Here is a 19,753-nt window from a genome sequence, read left to right on the forward strand (position 1 = left end):
CTCGGCTGCCCGAGTGCCTTCGCACCGGCGTCAGGACAGCAGCTCCACCTCCGCCAGCGTCGCCGGCCCGTCGAGGACCAGTCGGTGGTGCCGGAACGTGCGCGGTGCGGGGACCGAGAAGGCGCGGGTCTGGCGGTCCCAGGCGAACGACTCGCCGGTGCGGCGGTCGAGGGTCTGCCAGGTGGTGCCGTCCGCCGAGCCCTGGAGGGTCCAGCCGGTGGGTGCTTCGGTGCGGTCGGACGAGGTCAGGGTGTACTGAACGGCCTTGGCGCCGACGGGAGTCGGGAGCTCGACACTCGTCACCGACGCCTTCGTCGACGATGTGTCGTCGAACAGTTCCCCGTCGCCCTTTACGGCGTCCGCGCGCGGGGACGGCACCTTGTCGTCCTTCGTGATCGACACCGGTGCCGCGCTCTCACCCGTGCCCCACCGCGACGGCTTCGGGCCCATGTCGAACTCCAGGACCCCGCCCTTCGCGATCAGCGCGTGCGGCAGCGAAGTCGACCTCCATGCCCTGCCGTTGACCTTCAGCCCCTGCACATACACGTTCCGCGCGCTGTTCTTCGGTGCCTTGACCACCAGGTCCTCGCCGTTCTCCAGGTGGACGGTCGCCTTGGTGAACAGCGGGGAGCCGACGGCGTACTCGCCGCTGCCCATCACCAGCGGGTAGAAGCCGAGCGCGGAGAACAGATACCAGGCGGACTGCTCTCCGTTGTCCTCGTCGCCGTGGTAGCCCTGGCCGATGTCGCTGCCGACGTACAGCCGGGACAGCACCTCGCGGGCCTTCTCCTGCGCCTTCCACGGCTGACCGGCGGCGTCGTACATGTAGATCGCGTGATGGGCGACCTGGTTGGAGTGGCCGTACATGCCCATCCGTACGTCACGCGCCTCGGTCATCTCGTGGATGACGCCGCCGTAGGAGCCGACGAAGTCGGGGGAGGCGGTCTCCGGAGTGGCGAAGTAGGTGTCCAGCTTCTTCGCCAGACCGCCGCGACCGCCGTAGAGGTTCGCCAGGCCCTTGCTGTCCTGGGGCGCGGTGAAGGCGTAGCCCCAGCCATTGGTCTCCGTGTAGTCGTGGCCCCAGACACGGGGGTCGTACTTCGTGGAGTCGAGCCGCCAGTCGCCGTCGCCGTCGCGGCCCTGGAAGAAGCCGGCCTTCGTGTCGAACAACTGGACGTAGTCCTGGGCCCTGTCGAGGAAGTAGGCGGACTCCTCCTTGTAGCGCTTCTCGCCCGTCTTCCGGTACAGCGCCTGGCCCATCCGGGCGATGCCGTAGTCGTTGAGGTAGCCCTCCAGCGCCCAGGACAGGCCCTCGTGGGTGTCGGTGCTGGTGTAGCCGCGGAAGGGCGAGGTGGCCATGCCCTTGCGGCCGACGCCGGAGGACGGCGGGACGACCGTGGCGTTCTTGACGGCGGCCTCGTACGCGGCCCTCGCGTCGAAGTCGACGCCCTTGACGTACGCGTCGGCGAAGGCAACGTCCGACGAGGTGCCCGTCATCAGGTCCGCGTAGCCGGGGGAGGACCAGCGGGAGGTCCAGCCGCCGTCCCTGTACTGCTGGACGAAGCCGTCGGCCATCTCCCCCGCTTGGCCGGGTGTCAGCAGCGAGTACGCGGGCCAGGTCGTCCGATAGGTGTCCCAGAAGCCGTTGTTGACGTACACCTTGCCGTCGACGATCTTCGCGCCGGTGTGGGTCGGGGTGTCCGGGCCGGGCATGGGGGAGAAGGGCGAGGCGTACCGGTACTCGGCACCGACCTTCTCGAAGCCGGAGTTGGGGTACAGATACAGCCGGTACAGGTTGGAGTACAGCGTCGTGAGCTGGTCCGGGGTGGCGCCCTCGACCTCCTCCACCTTGCCGAGGACGCGGTCCCACTGGGCCCGCGCCCGGTCCCGTACCGTCTCGAACCCCGTGCCCTCCGGGATCTCCTGGCGGAGGTTGTCCTTGGCCTGGTCGACGCTGATGAGGGAGGTCGCGAGGCGGAGCGTCACGCTGCGGTCGGCGCCCGCGTCGAAGCGGAGGTGGCCCTTCACCCCGGCCGAGTCGCCGCCCGTCACCGGCGCGTCGAACACCCCGTAGAGGAAGAGGCGGGTCGCCCCGGTGGAGAGGCCGGACTTCACGTCCGAGTACCCGGTCACCACCCCGGCGTCCTTGTCCAGCGTCAGCCCGGCCTGGTCCGTGACGTTGTCGAAGATCACGCTCGTGTCGTCACCGGGGTAGGTGAAGCGCAGCGCCGCCGCATGGTCCGTGGGGGCCATCTCGGCCTTGACGCCGTTCTCGAAGCGCACCCCGTAGTAGTACGGCCGGGCCGTCTCGTTCTCATGCCGGAAGGCCAGCGCCCGTGCCGTACGACCGGTCTCCGGGGTGCCGGACGCGGCGGACGGCATCACCTGGAAGGTCTGCCGGTCACCCATCCAGGGGCTCGGCTCATGGCTCGCGCTGAACGCCTGGATGGTCGGCAGGTTGTCCGCGTTGTTGGCCCGGGCGTAGTCGTACAGCCAACTCAGCGAGCCCGCGTTGGTGACCGGCGTCCAGAAGTTGAAGCCATGCGGTACGGCCGTCGCGGGGAAGTTGTTGCCCCGGGAGAAGCCGCCGCTGGAGTTGGTGCCCCGGGTGGTGACCGCGTAGTCGGAGAGGTGGGCCTTCGGCCGCTCGGGTGCCCGGACCCGCAGCGTCACGTCGTCGAGCCAGCCGCGGAACCTCGCCGGGCCCCTGGGGGAGTCGTACGCCACCAGGATCCGGTCCACGGTCTTCCCCGCGGCGACCGAGCCGATCCGTGAGACCACGTCGTTCCACTGATTGACGTAGAGGATCTTCGCCGCGCCCTGTCCGCGCGGCGACAGCGGGAATCCGTGCTGGTCCACGGCCCCCAGCTCGCTCAGGGAGGTGCCGTCCGTGAAGACCAGGTCCACGGACACGTGGGTGGCGTCGTAGTCCAGATCGCCGTCCGCCATCGACGGGAAGATCCGGTACGCCAGCTCGGTGTCCCGCTCGACGGCCACATCCACGTCGAAGACCTTGTTGTACGAGTACGCCCGGCCGTTTGCCGTGTGCCGGCCCGCGTATCCGAGGGCCCGTTTGCCGGTGAAGCCCGCACCCGCCTTCGCGGTGGCCGAGCCGTTCGGACCCCGGTCGACGTGCGAGCGCATCTCCTTGGGCGCGGGCGCCTGGCCGCCGCCTGTCGAGAACTGCACCTCGGCGAGCTGGGTGATGGTCGAGGCACCGTTGTTCTTCGTGATGTCGAGGCGGAAGTGCCGGTACTCGGCCACCGCGTCGCCGGGGATGTCGTACGACTTCGTCCGGAACCGCTCGGCGAAGCCTTCCCCGGAGCGGGTGTCGAGGGTCGTCCACGCCTTGCCGTCGGTGGAGCCCTGGAGGGTCCAGTCCTTCGGGTCGCGCGTCTCGAAGTCGTTCGCCGAGGTCAGCGCATACGTCAGGACCTTGGCCGGTCTGTCGAGGTCGAACTCCACCCAGCCGGTCGGCTGGAAGGTGAGCCACTTGGTGCCGGGCTCGCCGTCGACGAGGTTCTCCTTCACCTCGCCGCCGCTCGTGTTCTCCCCGCTCGCCCGGATCTCGGTGACCCGGTCGGTGATGTTGCCGGGAATGCCGGTGCTGTAGCCGCCGTCGACACCGGACGCCCGGGAGGAGCCGTCGGGTGCCGTGTCGACGGTGTCGGTCCAGTCCGGCGCCGGCTCACCCGACTCGAACGAGGAGGCGAACTCCCGTTCCGCTGCCGCCGGCCGGTCCGGTAACGCGATGGCCGCCCCCTGGGAGGCCACCACCAGAGCGAACGTGGCGGCGCCGAGCGCCGCCGTGGAACCCCGCCCGTGCCGCCATCTGTGCCGCATCAGCGAGCACCCTCCCTACGTCCGATCAGACTGCGTTCGATCAAGAAATGATCGAGAAGTGATCAATGAGTGATCAGCAATGGACAACGTTGTCGATCGTCCTGCGCAGGGACCAGTAGTGGTTCAAGTGACAAGTGGTGTCAAGGGTGTTGAGCGCGCCATCCGGATCGAATGGCGAGGATTTTTCGGTCGGGTGGCGCAAGGGCGCTCATATTTCCGAGAGGTCTCAACTCGGAAAAGACCGACGACCAACCTTGCATTCGATCTTGCTCCCCTGGCGGGAAGTGGACTATACCTGTCGGCGTCCACATAGTGGTCGCACAGGAGTGGGCAGGCACGACCTGGGGGAATTACCGTTGGTCGCCACGTGTCAACACGCGCGGACGCGGCCTCGCCCCTGTTGAATCCTCACGCACGACCCCAGCTTGAACCGACCGCGGTGCCGGGAGGATCCGGTTCACCGCCTGAGTCCTGGAGAAGGCGAGGACTTGAGCATGGGATCCACTACCGCCGAGAACAACGGCCCCGGGGGTCATGGCAGTACCCACCCCGGAGGCGTCGGCCGCCGCGATCTGATCAGGCGCTCCGCCGCGTTGGGCCTGATCTCCGTCCCCACGATGAGCTTCCTGTCCGCGTGTGCCAGCAGCGGCGGAGGCGGCGAGGAAAAGGCCGAGGCGGGGGAGAAAACGGCGAAGAACCCGCTCGGCGTCAACGACAGCGCGCAAATGGAATTCGTGCTGTTCGACGGCGGCTTCGGCAAGGAGTACGCCGAGGATGCGGTGAAGATCTACGAGAAGAACTTCCCCAAGGCCAAGGTGAAGTTCTCCGCCACCCAGAAGATCCAGTCCACGCTCCAGCCCCGCTTCAATCAGGGCACCCCGCCGGACCTGATCGACAACTCCGGCGCCGAGCAGATGGACATGGGCGTCCTGGTCGGCAAGAACCAGCTCGCCGACCTCACTCCGCTCCTCGACGCCCCGTCCTACGACGACCCGGACAAGAAGGTCCGCGACACTCTGCGCCCGGGCGTCGTGGAGATGGGCCAGTTCGACGGCGACCCGGTCTGGATCATGTACTACGCCTACACGGTGTACGGCGTCTGGTACTCGCAGAAGGCGCTGGACTCGCTCGACGAGCAGTACCCCGAGACCTGGGACCAGATGCTCGCGGTCTGCGCGAAGGCCAAGAAGCAGGGCATGGCGGGCTGGACGTACGCGGGCAAGTACCCGTACTACATCCCCTTCTCGCTCTACCCGATGATCGGCAAGGTCGGTGGCCGCGAGGTGCTCGACGCCATCGACAACCTGGAGCCGAACGCCTGGAAGCACCCGGCGGTCAAGGCCTGCTTCGACGCCTACTACGAGCTCTACGCCAAGGGCTACATCCTCAAGGGCACCCCGGGACTGGACCACATCCAGTCGCAGACCGCCTGGGCCGAGGGCAAGGCGCTGTTCATCCCGAACGGCTCCTGGGTGGAGAACGAATCGGCGAACGTCATCCCGAAGGACTTCGGCCTCGCCGTCTCCGCGCCCACCGGCATCGACAGCTCCGACAAGCTGCCCTTCGGCACCATCTGGGCCTCCGGCGGCGAGCCCTTCATCGTCCCGGCCAAGGCGAAGAACGGTACCGGCGGCATGGAGCAGCTGCGCATCATGCTCAGCGAGGCGTCCTCGAAGAACTTCACCAGCAAGGTCAAGTCGCTGACCGCGTACAACGGCGGCACCGACGGCATCTCCCTCACCCCCGGCCTCAAGTCCGGTGTCGCGGCGCTGGAGAAGGCCGGCGACAACGTGGTCAATCCGCGTCTCCAGGACTGGTACGTGCAGTTGCAGAAGGAGCAGATCGGGGTGGCGGGGCTCGGCGAGATGATGGCCGGCCGGCTCACCCCGGCCGAGGCCATCAAGAAGATCCAGGGTTTCGCCGACGCGGCCGCGAAGGACTCGTCGATCAAGCACTACAAGCACCAGTGAGGAATGGTCGCCAGGGCCTGCCCGGAGTGCTCCGCCCGGGCGGGCCCTGGCGGCTGGGTCCACGCGCAGATCGGGGTCGGTGGTAATGCAGCACGGCAAGTACCGGTTCATCGTGGGGTTCCTGGCGGTGCCCCTGGGGCTCTACGCGCTCTTCGTCGTCTGGCCGTTCATCCAGTCCATCTACTACTCGTTCACGGACTGGACCGGTCTGAGCCCCGAGTTCAAGATGGTCGGCTTCGCCAACTACGAACGGTTGCTCGACGACGAGATCTTCTGGAAGTCGCTGCAGCACAGTCTGCTGTTCGCGCTGGTGCTGCCGCTGGTGACGATCAGTCTGGCGCTGTTCTTCGCCTTCATGATCAACGTGGGGGGACGGCACCGCAGGGGCGGCCCGGTCGTCACCGGTGTCCGCGGCTCGTCCTTCTACAAGATCGTCTACTTCTTCCCGCAGGTGCTCTCGATCGCGATCGTCGCGCTGTTGTTCGCCTTCGCGTACAACCCGGACAGCGGCGCGATCAACTCGATCCTGCGCGGCATCGGGCTCGACGGCGTCCAGCCGTTGTGGCTGGGCGACCCGGACCTCGCCCTGTGGGCCGTGATGGCGGTCCTCGTCTGGTCCACGGTCGGCTTCTTCGTGGTCCTCTTCTCCGCCGGCATGGCCTCCATCCCGGCGGATCTGTACGAGGCCGCGCTGCTCGACGGGGCCGGCCGCGCCACCACGTTCTTCCGGATCACCCTGCCCCTGCTGTGGGACACGGTGCAGTCCGGCTGGGTCTACATGGGCATCCTCGCCCTCGGCGCCGAGTCGTTCGCGGTCGTGGGGATCATGACCACCGGACCCGGCGGCCCCGACTACTCGACCACCGTCATGGTCCTGTACGTGTACCAGAAGGCGTTCCGTGACGGTCAGGCCGCCTACGCCACCACGATCGGCGTCGCCCTGCTCGTCGTCACGCTGGCCTTCGCCGCCGTGGTGATGCGGCTGGGCCGGCGCGAGCGGCTGGAGTACTGAACTGATGAAGACGACCGAGACCCCCGCCCCCGTACCGGCCGAGTCCGGTGCCCCCGTCGCCAAGGTCGACGGTCCGGCCGGGCCGCGCCGGAGGGAGAAGAAGGAGGGCACCACCCTCAACGTCTTCTCGCACGGGATCCTGATCATCTGGGCGATCATGGTCGTGATGCCGTTGGTGTGGGCGGTGATGACGTCCTTCAAGGACGACCGCTCCATCTTCGCCTCACCTTGGTCGTTGCCGGACGAGCTGCACTTCGACAACTGGTCACGGGCCTGGACCCAGGCCAACATGAGCGACTACTTCCTCAACACCCTTCTGGTGGTGGGCGGTTCACTCATCGGCACGCTGGTGCTCGGTTCGATGGCGGCGTATGTGCTGGCCCGCTTCGACTTCCCGGGCAACCGGTTCATCTACTACCTGTTCATCGGCGGCATGAGCTTCCCGATCATGCTCGCGCTGGTCCCGTTGTTCTACGTCGTGAACAACATGGGCCTGTTGAACACGATCCACGGCCTGATCCTGGTCTACATCGCGTACTCGCTGCCCTTCACGGTGTTCTTCCTGACGGCGTTCTTCCGTACGCTGCCGGCATCGGTGGCGGAGGCGGCCTTCGTGGACGGCGCCTCGCACACCAGGACGTTCTTCCAGATCATGCTGCCCATGGCCAAGCCGGGCCTGATCAGCGTCGGTATCTTCAACTTCCTCGGCCAGTGGAACCAGTACATGCTGCCCACGGTCCTCAACACCGATCCGGACAAGCGCGTCCTCACCCAGGGCCTGGTCCAACTGGCCGTCAGCCAGGGTTACAAGGGTGACTGGTCAGGTCTTTTCGCCGGTCTGGTGATGGCGATGCTGCCGGTGCTGGCCGCGTACATCGTCTTCCAGCGGCAGGTGGTGCAGGGGCTGACGGCGGGGGCGCTGAAGTAACGCTGCGGAATCAGACATGAGCATGCCGCTCCGACTCCACGGGAGCGGCACTCTCAGTGTGCGCGCAGGTACCGAAACGGTTCAACCTCTTGACGGGAGGCAGCCCGAACGGCTCAGCTTAGAGTTCACTACTTGGACATAGACGGGGCCTCGCCGACGCGGCCCCGTGCGCAGGAGGTCGTCGTGGAGACTCCGGGATCGCAGTCGTCGCTGCACCGAGCAAATCTCGAACGCGTCGTCCGGGCGGTACGCCTCGCCGGATCGCTCACGCAGGCGGAGATCGCGAGGACGACCGGCCTGTCCGCGGCCACGGTCTCCAACATCGTGCGCGAACTCAAGGACGGCGGAACCGTCGAGGTCACCCCCACCTCGGCGGGCGGCCGGCGGGCCCGTGCGGTCTCGCTCAGCGGGGACGCCGGGATCGTGATCGGCGTGGACTTCGGGCACACCCATTTGCGCGTCGCGATCGGAAATCTCGCTCATCAGGTGCTGGCGGAGGAGTCCGAGCCACTCGATGTGGACGCCTCCTCGGCCCAGGGCTTCGACCGGGCGGAGCAGCTGGTCAACCGCCTGATCGACGCCACCGGCGTGGACCGTACGAAGATCGCCGGCCTGGGTCTCGGTGTGCCCGGCCCGATCGACGTGGAGTCCGGGACGCTGGGCTCCACCGCCATCCTCCCGGGCTGGACCGGCACCAAGCCCGCCGCCGAGATGCGCCACCGTCTGGGCGTCCCGGTGCACGTGGACAACGACGCCAACCTCGGCGCCCTCGGCGAGCTGGTCTGGGGCAGCGGCCGAGGGGTGCGGGACCTGGCGTACATCAAGGTGGCCAGTGGCGTTGGTGCCGGACTGGTGATCGATGGCAAGATCTACAGAGGCCCGGGTGGCACAGCCGGAGAAATCGGGCATATTACTCTTGATGAGTCCGGCCCGGTCTGCCGCTGCGGCAACCGTGGGTGCCTGGAGACCTTCGCCGCCGCACGCCATGTGCTGCCGCTCCTCCAGTCCAGCCACGGCACCGACTTGACCATGGAAGGGGTCGTACGGTTGGCGAGGGACGGCGACCCGGGTTGCCGTCGGGTGGTCGCCGACGTCGGCCGACACATCGGAAGTGGAGTGGCCAATCTCTGCAATCTGTTGAACCCGAGCCGCGTGGTCCTCGGTGGTGATCTCGCCGAGGCGGGGGAACTGGTGCTCGGACCCATAAGGGAGTCGGTCGGCCGGTACGCGATTCCGAGTGCCGCACGCCAACTCTCGGTGCTGCCAGGGGCGCTTGGCGGACGGGCGGAGGTCCTGGGGGCCCTCGCCCTGGCCCTCAGTGAAATGGGTGATTCAACCCTTTTGGACGGGACCTTGTCCGCAGCAACCCCTGCCTTCACTTAGAGAACGAAACACGCCGTTGCCAAGCCGTTAAGGATTTACTTCTTGACGTCGCACGTATGGCCGAGTTGACTTCCAGCCACCTCGGCCGCAGTGCTGCGGCCCGTGTCAGGGAGGCACAACCCAAAATGAACGCAACGATGCGTAGAGTCGTGATCGGCGCCACCGCGGTTTCGCTGGCGCTCTCCGTGGCCGCCTGCGGCAAGGCCGGCGACGACAACGACTCCGACGGCGGCAGCGCCTCGGACAGCAAGTCCATCGGTCTGCTGCTGCCCGACAACGTCACCGCGCGCTACGAGAAGTTCGACAAGCCGTACTTCGAGGCCAAGGTCAAGGAGCTGTGCTCCGACTGTGACGTCCAGTACGCGAACGCCGCGGCCGACCCTGCCAAGCAGGCCCAGCAGATGAGCAGCATGGTGACCAAGGGCGTGAAGGTCATCGTGATCTCCGCCCAGGACTCCGCCGCGATCAAGTCCTCCATCCAGTCCGCGGTGGACAAGGGCGTCAAGGTCGTCGCCTACGACCGCCTCGCCCAGGGCCCCGTGTCGGCCTATGTCTCCTTCGACAACGTCAAGGTCGGCGAGCTCCAGGGCCAGGCCCTGCTCGACGCGCTCGGCGACAAGGCGACCGCCAAGTCCAAGGTCGTCATGATCAACGGTGACGACGCCGACCCGAACGCCGCCCAGTTCAAGGAAGGCGCCCACAAGGTCCTCGACGGCAAGGTCGACATCGCCTACGAGCAGTCCGGCCTGTGGAAGGACACCGTCGCCGCCCAGAAGATGTCCGCGGCCATCACCCAGCTGGGCGCCAAGAACATCGCGGGCGTCTACGCCGCCAACGACGGCATGGCCGGTGGCATCGCCAACACCCTCAAGGGTGCGAAGATCAGCAACATCCCGCTGACCGGTCAGGACGCCGAGCTCGCGGCCATCCAGCGGATCGTCGCCGGCACCCAGTCCGCCACGGTCTACAAGGCCTACAAGCCCGAGGCCGACACCGCCGCCGAGCTCGCGGTCAACCTGCTTGAGGGCAAGGACATCAAGTCCCTGGCCGACACCACGGTGACCAGCGGCTCCGGCGACAAGGTGCCCGCGAAGCTGCTGACCCCGGTGTCCGTGACCAAGGACAACATCAAGGACACGGTCGTCAAGGACAAGCTCTACACCGTCGCCGACATCTGCACCGCCGAGTACGCCAAGGCCTGCAAGGAGGCCGGCCTCGAGTAAACACTCGGGCCCCGCATAGCCTGTCCGACGCCCGCCCCACCTTTCAGACCCCGCTTCCGGGGCGGGCGTCGGACGGAACCGTCGCCCAGCGCGACGGACTTACGCATGTTCATCTTGTAAGCCTCGTGCGGCAGTCTCTGGGCTTTCGCCTCTTGGCTTCGCACAATCCTCCGCGCCTGATCACAAGCGCGGCATCCCCGCCGGTCAGGCGGCGAAGGAGATGGTTCACGTGTCCGCTACGCCCGTGCTGGCGTTGCGCGGAGTCTCCAAGCGATTCGGTGCTGTGCAGGCACTCACCGACGTCGATCTGGAGGTCCACGCCGGAGAAGTGGTCGCCCTGGTGGGCGACAACGGCGCAGGTAAGTCGACGCTGGTCAAGACGATCGCGGGTGTCCACCCCATCGATGACGGCGTCATCGAGTGGCAGGGCAGCCCGGTCAGGATCAACAAGCCGCACGACGCCCAGGGACTCGGCGTCGCGACGGTCTACCAGGACCTCGCGCTCTGCGACAACCTCGATGTCGTGGGCAACCTCTACCTCGGCCGCGAACTGCTGCACCGGGGCGTCATCGACGAGGTGACGATGGAGCAGAAGGCCCGCGAGCTGCTGTCGACGCTCTCCATCCGGATCCCGAGCGTGCGCATCCCGATCGCGAGCCTCTCCGGCGGTCAGCGCCAGGTCGTCGCCATCGCCCGCGCCCTGATCGGCGACCCCAAGCTCGTCATCCTGGACGAGCCCACCGCCGCCCTCGGCGTCGAGCAGACCGCGCAGGTCCTCGACCTGGTCGAGCGGCTGCGTGAACGGGACCTCGCCGTCATCCTCATCAGCCACAACATGGCCGACGTCAAGGCGGTCGCGGACACCGTCGCCGTCCTGCGCCTGGGCAAGAACAACGGTTCCTTCTCCGTGAAGGACACCAGCCATGAAGAGATCATCGCCGCCATCACGGGTGCCACGGACAACGCCGTGACCCGTCGTGCGGGGCGGCGCACCGCGGAGGCGGCAAAGTGAGCGACACGTCGAAGACCGTGAAGAGCGAATCCGCCCAGAGCACGAAGACCGAGGGCGTCGTCGAGGCGCAGGCCACCGTCGCCCCCGCCGACGACCCGACCGCCGCGCCCGTGACCGTCGTCGACCCGCGGCTGCTGGTCCGGGAAGAGGGCCTCAAGGGCTACGTCACCGAGTTCAAGCGCAAGGTGAAGGGCGGCGAGCTGGGCTCGCTGCCGGTCGTCATCGGACTGATCGTCATCTGGACGATCTTCCAGCTGCAGAACGACCGTTTCCTCAGCGCCGACAACCTCTCGAACATCAGCTACTTCCTGTCGGCCACCGGCATGCTCGCCATCGGCCTGGTGTTCGTCCTGCTGCTCGGCGAGATCGATCTGTCGGTGGGTTCGGTCAGCGGTCTGGCCTCCACCCTGTTCGCCGTGTTCGTGGTGAACCACGGCATGAACGCCTGGTTGTCGCTGATCCTCGCGATCCTCACCGGCGTCGCCATCGGCGCGCTGCACGGATGGTTCTTCGCCAGGATCGGTGTGCCGGCGTTCGTCGTCACCCTGGCCGGCTTCCTCGGCTGGAACGGTCTGATGCTGTGGCTGCTGGGCGACAGCGGCACGATCAACATCCCGTCCGACACGGGTCCGGTCCATCTGCTCGGCCAGAGCTCCTTCTTCATGGACCAGGCCATCATCGGCGCGTATCTGCTGGCGGGCCTCGGTGTCGTGCTCACCCTCGTCGGCAACTTCAACGAGCAGCGCCGCCGCCGGGCCGCGGGCGTGCCGTTCCGGCCGACCAGCGAGATCCTGCTGCGCGTCGGCGTGCTCGCCATCGCGTCCTTCGTCGCCGCCGCCGTACTCAACGACTCGGCCGGTGTCTCCAACGCGCTGGTGATCTTCCTCGCGGCGCTGGTGATCGTGGACTTCGTGCTGCGTCGTACGACCTACGGCCGCAAGGTCTTCGCGGTCGGCGGCGGCATCGAGGCAGCCCGTCGCGCCGGTATCAACGTGCCGATGATCCGGATCACCGTGTTCGCCATCTCCGGCGGTTTCGCGGCGGTCGGCGGTATGTTCTTCGCCGGTCAGACCGCCAGCGCGACGCTCTCCGCCGGTGGCGGCAACACCCTGATGCTGGCGATCGCCGCCGCGGTCATCGGCGGTACGAGCCTCTTCGGTGGACGGGGTTCGGTGTGGTCGGCGCTGCTGGGTATGTTGGTGATCCAGTCGATTCAGACGGGTCTTGACCTGCTGAACATGAACACGTCGATTCAGTACATGATCACGGGTGCGGTTCTGTTGGGCGCCGTGGTCATCGACTCCGTTTCCCGCAAGAGTCAGAAGGCGGCGGGACGCGCCTAGACGCCGTAGGGGCGCGGTGGGCTTGCGAGTGCCGGTCGTTCTTGGCCGGTCGCGCAGTTCCCGCGCCCCTTCAGGGCGCTCCGGTTGGCTCGATAGAACACGCGCTCGGCATCAATCCTGATGCCGGGCGCTTCTTTTTCGCACCGGACGTTTCGTTCCGAGGTTGCTGTGCAGGATGGTTTACGGCCGTTCGCGTGACGTGGGGTCGGCCGCCCGGCGGTTGGCCCTGTGCGCGGAACATTAGACTTCGACGAGCCCGGCAACGCTCGAACAGCACTATCGCAAGGAGGCACGGGTGCCGCTGCTGACCCGCATCAGGGGACCGCGCGATCTGGACCGGCTCAGTCTGGAGCAGCTGGACCAGCTGGCGGAGGAGATCCGGACCTTCCTCGTGGAGGCGGTGTCCAAGACCGGCGGTCACCTCGGACCGAACCTCGGCGTGGTCGAGCTCACCATCGCACTGCACCGCGTCTTCGACTCGCCGAAGGACAAGGTGCTGTGGGACACGGGCCATCAGTCCTACGTCCACAAGCTGCTCACCGGCCGTCAGGACTTCTCCAAGCTGAAGATGAAGGGCGGCCTGTCCGGTTACCCCTCGCAGGCCGAGTCCGTGCACGACATCATCGAGAACAGCCACGCGTCGACGGTCCTGGGATGGGCCGACGGGCTCGCCAAGGCCAACCAGGTGCTCGAACGCGACGACCACGTGGTCGCCGTCATCGGTGACGGCGCCCTCACCGGCGGCATGGCCTGGGAGGCGCTGAACAACATCGCCGAGGCCAAGGACCGCCCGCTGGTCATCGTGGTCAACGACAACGAGCGGTCGTACGCGCCGACCATCGGTGGGCTCGCGAACCACCTGGCCACGCTGCGGACCACCGATGGCTACGAGCGCTTCCTCGCCCGCACCAAGGACATCCTCGACCGCACCCCGGTCGTCGGCAAGCCGCTCTTCGACACCCTGCACGGAGCCAAGAAGGGGCTGAAGGACTTCATCGCCCCGCAGGGCATGTTCGAGGACCTGGGGCTCAAGTACGTCGGGCCGATCGACGGGCACGACATCGAGGCGCTGGAGTCCGCGCTGTCGCGCGCCAAACGGTTCGGCGGGCCGGTCATCGTGCACTGCCTCACCGAGAAGGGCCGCGGCTACCAGCCCGCCCTCCAGGACGAGGCCGACCGCTTCCACGGCATCGGCCCCATCCACCCCGACACGGGCCTGCCGATCAAGGCCTCGGGCGCCGACTGGACCTCCGTCTTCGGCGACGAGATGGTGAAGCTCGGCAAGGAGCGCCAGGACATCGTGGCGATCACCGCGGCGATGCTCCAGCCGGTCGGTCTGAAGAAGTTCGCGGACACCTTCCCGGACCGGATCTACGACGTCGGCATCGCCGAGCAGCACGGCGCCGTGAGCGCGGCGGGCCTCGCCACCGGCGGTCTGCATCCTGTCTTCGCGGTGTACGCCACATTCCTCAATCGCGCCTTCGACCAGGTCCTGATGGATGTCGCCCTCCACAAGTGCGGTGTGACTTTCGTACTGGACCGCGCCGGTATCACCGGCACCGACGGTGCCTCGCACAACGGCATGTGGGACATGTCGATCCTTCAGGTCGTGCCCGGGCTGCGGCTCGCCGCGCCGCGTGACGCCGACCAGGTGCGGGCGCAGCTGCGGGAGGCCGTGGAGGTCAAGGACGCGCCGACCGTGGTGCGCTTCTCCAAGGGCGCCGTCGGCCCCGCCGTACCCGCCGTGGGCCGTGTCGGCGGTATGGACGTACTGCGGCAGCCCGGCACCGACAAGCCCGATGTACTCCTCGTCTCCGTCGGCGCCCTCGCGCCGATGTGCCTGGAGATCGCCGATCTGCTCGACAAGCAGGGCATCACCACCACCGTCGTCGACCCGCGTTGGGTCAAGCCCGTCGACGAGCACATGGCCCCCCTCGCGGACAAGCACCGTGTGGTTGTCACCGTGGAGGACAACTCCCGGGTCGGCGGCGTCGGTTCGGCCGTCGCGCAGGCGCTGCGCGACGCGGGCGTCGACATCCCGCTGCGCGACTTCGGCATCCCGCCGCGCTTCCTCGACCACGCCTCCCGCGCCGAGGTCATGGCCGAGATCGGGCTCACGGCACCCGACATCGCCCGCCAGGTCACCGGGCTCGTCTCCAAGCTCGACGGGCGGCTCGACGCCGCGTCCGCCGAGGTGGAACCCGCACGCGACTGACGTACACCGCTGGGCCGCTCGGGCCGGTATCTCCATTTTTTACGGTGGTGATACCGGCCCCTTCGCGTGAAACCACCTGCGCCGGGGCATACGCTCCCCCAGTCTCGCTTCGCTCGACCGGGGGGACCCCCATCGCCCCCACTCGATCATGTCGAGGACGACAAGCGTGGGAGGTACCCCCGTGAGCAGCACACTCTTCAGGACGAAGAAGGTCGAGCAGTCCATCCTCGATACCGAGGAACCGGAACACGCGCTCAAGAAATCCCTGTCGGCGCTGGATCTGACGGTCTTCGGTGTCGGTGTCATCATCGGCACCGGCATCTTCGTCCTCACCGGCACGGTCGCCAAGAACAACGCCGGGCCCGCCGTCGCCCTCGCCTTCGTCGTGGCGGGCGTCGTCTGCGCGCTCGCCGCCCTCTGCTACGCCGAGTTCGCCTCCACGGTCCCGGTCGCCGGATCGGCGTACACCTTCTCGTACGCCTCGCTCGGTGAGTTGCCCGCCTGGATCATCGGCTGGGACCTGGTGCTGGAGTTCGCGCTGGGGACGGCGGTGGTGGCGGTCGGCTGGTCCGGGTACATCCACTCGCTGATGGCCAACGCGGGCTGGGAGTTGCCGGCGGCGCTCGGCACACGGGACGGGGCCCACGGGTTCGGCTTCGACATCCTCGCCGCCGCGCTCGTCCTGGTCCTCACCGCCATCCTCGTGCTCGGCACGAAGCTCTCCGCGCGGGTCACCTCGCTGGTCGTCGCCATCAAGGTCACCGTCGTCCTCACGGTGATCATCGCGGGCGCCTTCTTCATCCATGGCGACAACTACGACCCGTTCATCCCGAAGGCGCAGGACGTACCGGCCGGTGAAAGCCTCCAGTCCCCGCTCATCCAGCTGCTGTTCGGCTGGGCGCCCTCCAACTTCGGTGTGATGGGCGTCTTCACCGCCGCCTCGGTCGTCTTCTTCGCCTTCATCGGCTTCGACGTCGTCGCCACGGCCGCCGAGGAGACCAGGAACCCGCAGCGCGACATGCCCCGTGGCATCCTCGGCTCCCTCGTCATCTGCACCGCCCTGTACGTGGCGGTGTCGATCGTGGTGACCGGTATGCAGCACTACACGGAGCTGTCGGTGACCGCGCCGCTCGCCGACGCCTTCAAGGCCACCGGGCACCCGTGGTTCGCGGGCTTCATCAGCTTCGGCGCCGCCGTCGGCCTGACCACGGTCTGCATGATCCTGCTGCTCGGCCAGACCCGGGTCTTCTTCGCGATGAGCCGCGACGGGCTGCTGCCCCGCTTCTTCTCCCACGTCCACCCACGGTTCAAGACTCCGCACCGGCCGACCATCCTGCTCGGTGTCGTCATCGCGATCCTGGCGGGCTTCACCCCGCTGAGCGAGCTCGCCGAACTGGTGAACATCGGCACGCTGTTCGCCTTCGTGGTCGTCGCGATCGGCGTGATCATCCTCCGCCGCACCCGCCCCGATCTGCCCCGGGCGTTCCGCACCCCGTGGGTACCGGTGATCCCGATCCTGTCGGTGTGCGCCTCGCTGTGGCTGATGCTCAACCTGCCCGCCGAGACCTGGCTCCGCTTCGCCGGCTGGATGGCCGCCGGCTTCCTCGTCTACTTCCTCTACGGCAGGTCCCACAGCCGCCTGGGCCGCCGGGAGGAAGTCACGGTGGGCGACGTCATGAAGGGGGACGGGGGACGAGCAGGGGTGGGCCGGGGGGCCTCATGACCGCGGGCAGTCGTGCTGCCCTCATCCCCGTACCGCCCGCGGCCCCAGCACCTCCGCCCCCAACTCCGTGACCCTTCGCCGCAGTTCCCGGTCGGCGGTGACGACCACACAGGGACGGCCACCACGCCCGGCGGCCAACTCGACGATGCGGTCGTCACCGCTGCGGGGTGCCGCGTCGACCCGTACACCGGGGACGGACTCCACCCCGCGCGCCGCACCCTCGACGACCATCACGATCTCCACCGGTTCCTCCCGGCCGGGGACCCCGTCCCGGGCGAGCCGATCGCGCAGGCGCTCGGCGGCGCCGTGGCGGTCGCGCCACCAGCCGTCGGGTACGGAGCCGACGACGTTGGCGGCGTCGACGATCACGAGCAGGGGGTCCTCCATGGGGACAGGGTCGCATGCCCGACCGACAGGGAAGGATGCCGGATCGACAGGGAGGGACGCCGGACCGGCAGGGAGGAACGCACGACCGGCAGGGGAGGATGCCCGACCGTCACGCAGGGTTGGTAAAACGTTCATCCTATGATGGGGGCGCTCGGCCTTCCGCGTACCCGTGCGAGAAGGCGGCCGGGGAGCCGCGCCGAGCGTCATGGGAAGGGCAGGTCACGTCATGCGGACCAGATCCGGGCGCGCCGCTGCCCAGAAGGCGGCGGCCCACACCTCGGTGAACGGCGGGGGCGAGCGGCACACGGCCGAGGCGACGCCCGCCGGTTCCTGGCTCGTCCTCGGCAAGGACGGCAGGCTCACCGCGTACGCCCGCGGGCGCGCGGGTCTGTTGCGCTGGACGCAGACCCGGCCCGGAGGCGCGCAGTGGACCGGCCCGGACGTTCTCCCGGCGCCCGATCTGACCGACATCCACATCGTCCAGGGCGCGGACACCTACGTGCACTTCCTCGGCCGTCGCGAGGTCGAGAAGGCCGACGGTCCGCCCGCCGTGGACATCGTGCACGCCATCCAGTACCAGACCGGGCGGCCCGTCAGCGAGTGGCGTTCGCTGGGCAATCCGCACAAGGACCGGCAGAAGGCCGCGCGCTTCGGGATGCCGACCGGGGCGGTCAGCGCCAACGGCACCGTCCATGTCTTCGCGCGCAACGCCGGCGGCGGCGTCATGCTGCGCAGGGAGCTGCCCGGCGGCAAGTGGGGCCCGTGGACCGACCTCAAGGGCAGCCTGGTGCAGGACCCGGTGGCCGTGGTCAGCCATGCCTCGGGTCATGTCGAGGCGATGGTCGGGGGTCAGGACCTCATCATGCGGTGGACGCAGGACAAGCCCGGCGGCGACTTCCGCCAAGCGCCCACCATCCCGCTCGCCGTGCTCCGCGGCAGCGCGGTGGGCCTGGAGACCGCGCCCGACCGGGCCACGTACTACTGGACCGACCCCGCCACCGGCGGCATCGTCGCCCATCGCCCGGGCGGCTGGGTGATCCCGCTGGGCGGGGCACCGGCCGAGGGCCCGGTCGCCGTGCTGCGCGTGCCGCTCGACGGTTACGACTGCACGGTGCTGGCCCACCGCGACATCGAGGGCCAGGTGATGCTGGCCGCCTGCGGCACGGAGAACGAACAGGCCGGCCTGTGGTGGTCGCCCACCGGCGAACGCTGCGTGGGGGCGCCCGCGTTGGCCCGGGACGCGTATGGGCGTGTGGTGCTCGGAGTGATCGGTGCGGAGGGCGCGCTGCGGATCGCCACGCAGAACGACGAGGGTGGGTTGGCGCTGGCGCCCTCGGTACGCGTCTGACGACAGGGACTTGGGCGCGGCCGGCTACGTACTGCCCGCCCAGGCGTCTGCCGTGTCAGGTGGAGTGGCGAGTGCGGGTGGTACGTGGCTGGTCGCGCCCACGCGGCGGAGCCGCACATGGATACAGCCCCGCGCCCCTTACGGGGCGCGGTCCCCGTTACGAGGCGCCGCCCCCCGTCGCCGGTGACTTCTTCGCCGACTCCGGGATTTCCTTGTCCTGGGCCAGTGCCTTCCACAGGGTGCTCGCCTGGGGCTCGGCGGCGACGACCCGGTTGGGGTCGGTCTTGTCGTACTCGACCGGCAGCATGATCGTCTCCATCGTGGCGGGGTCCACCCCGTTCATGCTGCGGGCGAAGTCGGCGAGCTTGGTGAGGGAGTCCAGGTCGGAGTCGGTGGTCAGGGACTCGGTCAGGCTGTCCGCGATCCTGTACGCCTTGGTGGGGCTGCCGAGGAGGTCCTGCTCCTTGATCTCGCTCAGCAGGGCGATCATGAACTGCTGCTGGAGGCCGATACGGCCGAGGTCGCTGCCGTCGCCGACGCCGTGCCGGGTGCGGACGAAGGCGAGGGACTGGGTGCCGTCGAGCTTGTGGGTGCCCGCGTCCAGGTCGAGGCCGCTGGACTTGTCGTGGATGGCCTCGTCGACGGTGACCGTGACGCCGCCTATCGCGTCGACGAGCCCCTTGAAGCCGGCGAAGTCGATCTCCACGAAGTGGTCCATGCGGACCCCGGACATCTGCTCCACGGTCTTCACCACGCAGGCCGGTCCGGCCAGCGAGTAGACCGAGTTGAACATCACACGCTTCGCGGAGGGGAGCGTGGAGCCGTCCTCCTTGGTGCACTCGGGCCGGGTCACCAGGGTGTCGCGGGGGATGCTGACCGCGACGGCCTCGGTGCGGCCCTCCGGTATGTGCATCACCAGCGCGGTGTCGGAGCGGGCGCCGGAGACATCGCCGGTGCCGAGGTCGGCGTTGGCGCCGGAGCGCGAGTCGGAGCCGAGGACCAGGATGTTCTGCCCCGAGGTCGGCAGCTTCTCGGGGCGGTCGTCGCCGATAGCCTTGTCGAGGTCGACGCCGTCGATGTTGCCGTTCAGGTCGTTGTAGAGCCAGTACCCGGTGCCGCCCGCGGCCAGTACGAGGACGACGAGGCCCAGTCCGATCCAGCGCCACACCCGGCGCCCCCGCTGGGGCTTGGCCCGGCGACTCGAGGGCGCACGCCTGGATCTGCGGGTCTCTTCCGGCTCCGTCAGGGCGTGCGTCATGCGCCTCGGTTCCTCTCGTTGCGCGGCTCGATGCCGGGAGTACGACTGAGTGAGGGCACGAGTGGGGGAGAGGCCGGGCCCGCGCGACTGTTCGACACGTCGCAATGT

Annotated in this window: 13 protein-coding genes; 10 read left to right on the plus strand and 3 right to left on the minus strand. The window is 68.2% G+C overall.

Translation table 11 applies throughout. The features are described 5' to 3' along the window. Positions 1–30: 30 nt before the first annotated feature. The gene (locus tag STRIP9103_RS27255; RefSeq protein WP_009324683.1) at positions 31–3,843 is read right to left on the minus strand and encodes a GH92 family glycosyl hydrolase; all 3,813 of its coding nucleotides are present in this window, start codon (positions 3,841–3,843) and stop codon (positions 31–33) included. Between the two features lie 494 nt (positions 3,844–4,337). On the opposite strand from STRIP9103_RS27255, the gene ngcE reads away from it, so the two are divergent. The 9 genes from ngcE to STRIP9103_RS27300 all read left to right on the plus strand — a co-directional run bounded on the left by ngcE (position 4,338) and on the right by STRIP9103_RS27300 (position 16,652). After that, positions 4,338–5,813, plus strand: coding sequence for an N-acetylglucosamine/diacetylchitobiose ABC transporter substrate-binding protein (ngcE, locus tag STRIP9103_RS27260; protein ID WP_009324689.1), 1,476 nt, complete (start codon positions 4,338–4,340; stop codon positions 5,811–5,813). 85 nt (positions 5,814–5,898) lie between these two features. Then, positions 5,899–6,825 carry a carbohydrate ABC transporter permease gene (locus tag STRIP9103_RS27265; RefSeq protein WP_009324694.1) on the plus strand — a complete coding sequence of 309 codons (927 nt, stop codon included), beginning with the start codon at positions 5,899–5,901 and terminating at the stop codon, positions 6,823–6,825. Between the two features lie 4 nt (positions 6,826–6,829). Continuing rightward, the gene (locus STRIP9103_RS27270) at positions 6,830–7,753 is read left to right on the plus strand and encodes a carbohydrate ABC transporter permease (RefSeq protein ID WP_009324666.1); all 924 of its coding nucleotides are present in this window, start codon (positions 6,830–6,832) and stop codon (positions 7,751–7,753) included. 183 nt (positions 7,754–7,936) lie between these two features. Continuing rightward, on the plus strand, positions 7,937–9,136 hold the full coding sequence (locus STRIP9103_RS27275) for an ROK family transcriptional regulator (protein WP_009324685.1): 1,200 nt from the start codon (positions 7,937–7,939) through the stop codon (positions 9,134–9,136). 137 nt (positions 9,137–9,273) lie between these two features. Next, positions 9,274–10,359 carry a sugar ABC transporter substrate-binding protein gene (locus STRIP9103_RS27280; RefSeq protein WP_009324681.1) on the plus strand — a complete coding sequence of 362 codons (1,086 nt, stop codon included), beginning with the start codon at positions 9,274–9,276 and terminating at the stop codon, positions 10,357–10,359. A gap of 220 nt (positions 10,360–10,579) precedes the next feature. Next, complete coding sequence (locus tag STRIP9103_RS27285) at positions 10,580–11,371, plus strand: ATP-binding cassette domain-containing protein (protein ID WP_078614060.1); 792 nt, start codon at positions 10,580–10,582, stop codon at positions 11,369–11,371. Continuing rightward, positions 11,368–12,714: a sugar ABC transporter permease gene (locus STRIP9103_RS27290; protein ID WP_009324615.1), complete on the plus strand. Its 1,347-nt coding sequence runs from the start codon at positions 11,368–11,370 to the stop codon at positions 12,712–12,714. Before STRIP9103_RS27285 ends, STRIP9103_RS27290 begins: the two co-directional genes overlap by 4 nt. A gap of 295 nt (positions 12,715–13,009) precedes the next feature. Continuing rightward, on the plus strand, positions 13,010–14,929 hold the full coding sequence (dxs, locus tag STRIP9103_RS27295; RefSeq protein ID WP_009324658.1) for a 1-deoxy-D-xylulose-5-phosphate synthase: 1,920 nt from the start codon (positions 13,010–13,012) through the stop codon (positions 14,927–14,929). Positions 14,930–15,110: 181 nt separating this feature from the next. After that, positions 15,111–16,652: an amino acid permease gene (locus STRIP9103_RS27300; RefSeq protein ID WP_048821070.1), complete on the plus strand. Its 1,542-nt coding sequence runs from the start codon at positions 15,111–15,113 to the stop codon at positions 16,650–16,652. 21 nt (positions 16,653–16,673) lie between these two features. Here STRIP9103_RS27300 and STRIP9103_RS27305 read toward each other — a convergent pair whose 3' ends face one another. Beyond that, positions 16,674–17,039, minus strand: coding sequence for a PIN domain-containing protein (locus tag STRIP9103_RS27305; RefSeq protein ID WP_048821071.1), 366 nt, complete (start codon positions 17,037–17,039; stop codon positions 16,674–16,676). Between the two features lie 226 nt (positions 17,040–17,265). On the opposite strand from STRIP9103_RS27305, the gene STRIP9103_RS27310 reads away from it, so the two are divergent. Beyond that, complete coding sequence (locus STRIP9103_RS27310) at positions 17,266–18,387, plus strand: PLL family lectin (RefSeq protein WP_009324649.1); 1,122 nt, start codon at positions 17,266–17,268, stop codon at positions 18,385–18,387. 157 nt (positions 18,388–18,544) lie between these two features. Here STRIP9103_RS27310 and STRIP9103_RS27315 read toward each other — a convergent pair whose 3' ends face one another. Continuing rightward, the gene (locus STRIP9103_RS27315) at positions 18,545–19,645 is read right to left on the minus strand and encodes an LCP family protein (protein ID WP_048821072.1); all 1,101 of its coding nucleotides are present in this window, start codon (positions 19,643–19,645) and stop codon (positions 18,545–18,547) included. Between the last annotated feature and the right edge of the window lie 108 nt (positions 19,646–19,753).

The organism is Streptomyces ipomoeae 91-03 (genome assembly GCF_000317595.1).
Lineage (GTDB): Bacteria > Actinomycetota > Actinomycetes > Streptomycetales > Streptomycetaceae > Streptomyces > Streptomyces ipomoeae.

What these genes read in the sequence shown, in the direction of transcription:
- ngcE (WP_009324689.1), top strand. Translation starts at nt 4,338, where the DNA reads ATGGGATCCACTACCGCCGAGAACAACGGCCCCGGGGGTCATGGCAGT.
- STRIP9103_RS27265 (WP_009324694.1), top strand. Translation starts at nt 5,899, where the DNA reads ATGCAGCACGGCAAGTACCGGTTCATCGTGGGGTTCCTGGCGGTGCCC.
- STRIP9103_RS27285 (WP_078614060.1), top strand. Translation starts at nt 10,580, where the DNA reads ATGGTTCACGTGTCCGCTACGCCCGTGCTGGCGTTGCGCGGAGTCTCC.
- STRIP9103_RS27305 (WP_048821071.1), bottom strand. Translation starts at nt 17,039, where the DNA reads ATGGAGGACCCCCTGCTCGTGATCGTCGACGCCGCCAACGTCGTCGGC.
- STRIP9103_RS27255 (WP_009324683.1), bottom strand. Translation starts at nt 3,843, where the DNA reads ATGCGGCACAGATGGCGGCACGGGCGGGGTTCCACGGCGGCGCTCGGC.
- STRIP9103_RS27280 (WP_009324681.1), top strand. Translation starts at nt 9,274, where the DNA reads ATGCGTAGAGTCGTGATCGGCGCCACCGCGGTTTCGCTGGCGCTCTCC.
- STRIP9103_RS27310 (WP_009324649.1), top strand. Translation starts at nt 17,266, where the DNA reads ATGCGGACCAGATCCGGGCGCGCCGCTGCCCAGAAGGCGGCGGCCCAC.
- STRIP9103_RS27315 (WP_048821072.1), bottom strand. Translation starts at nt 19,645, where the DNA reads ATGACGCACGCCCTGACGGAGCCGGAAGAGACCCGCAGATCCAGGCGT.
- STRIP9103_RS27270 (WP_009324666.1), top strand. Translation starts at nt 6,830, where the DNA reads ATGAAGACGACCGAGACCCCCGCCCCCGTACCGGCCGAGTCCGGTGCC.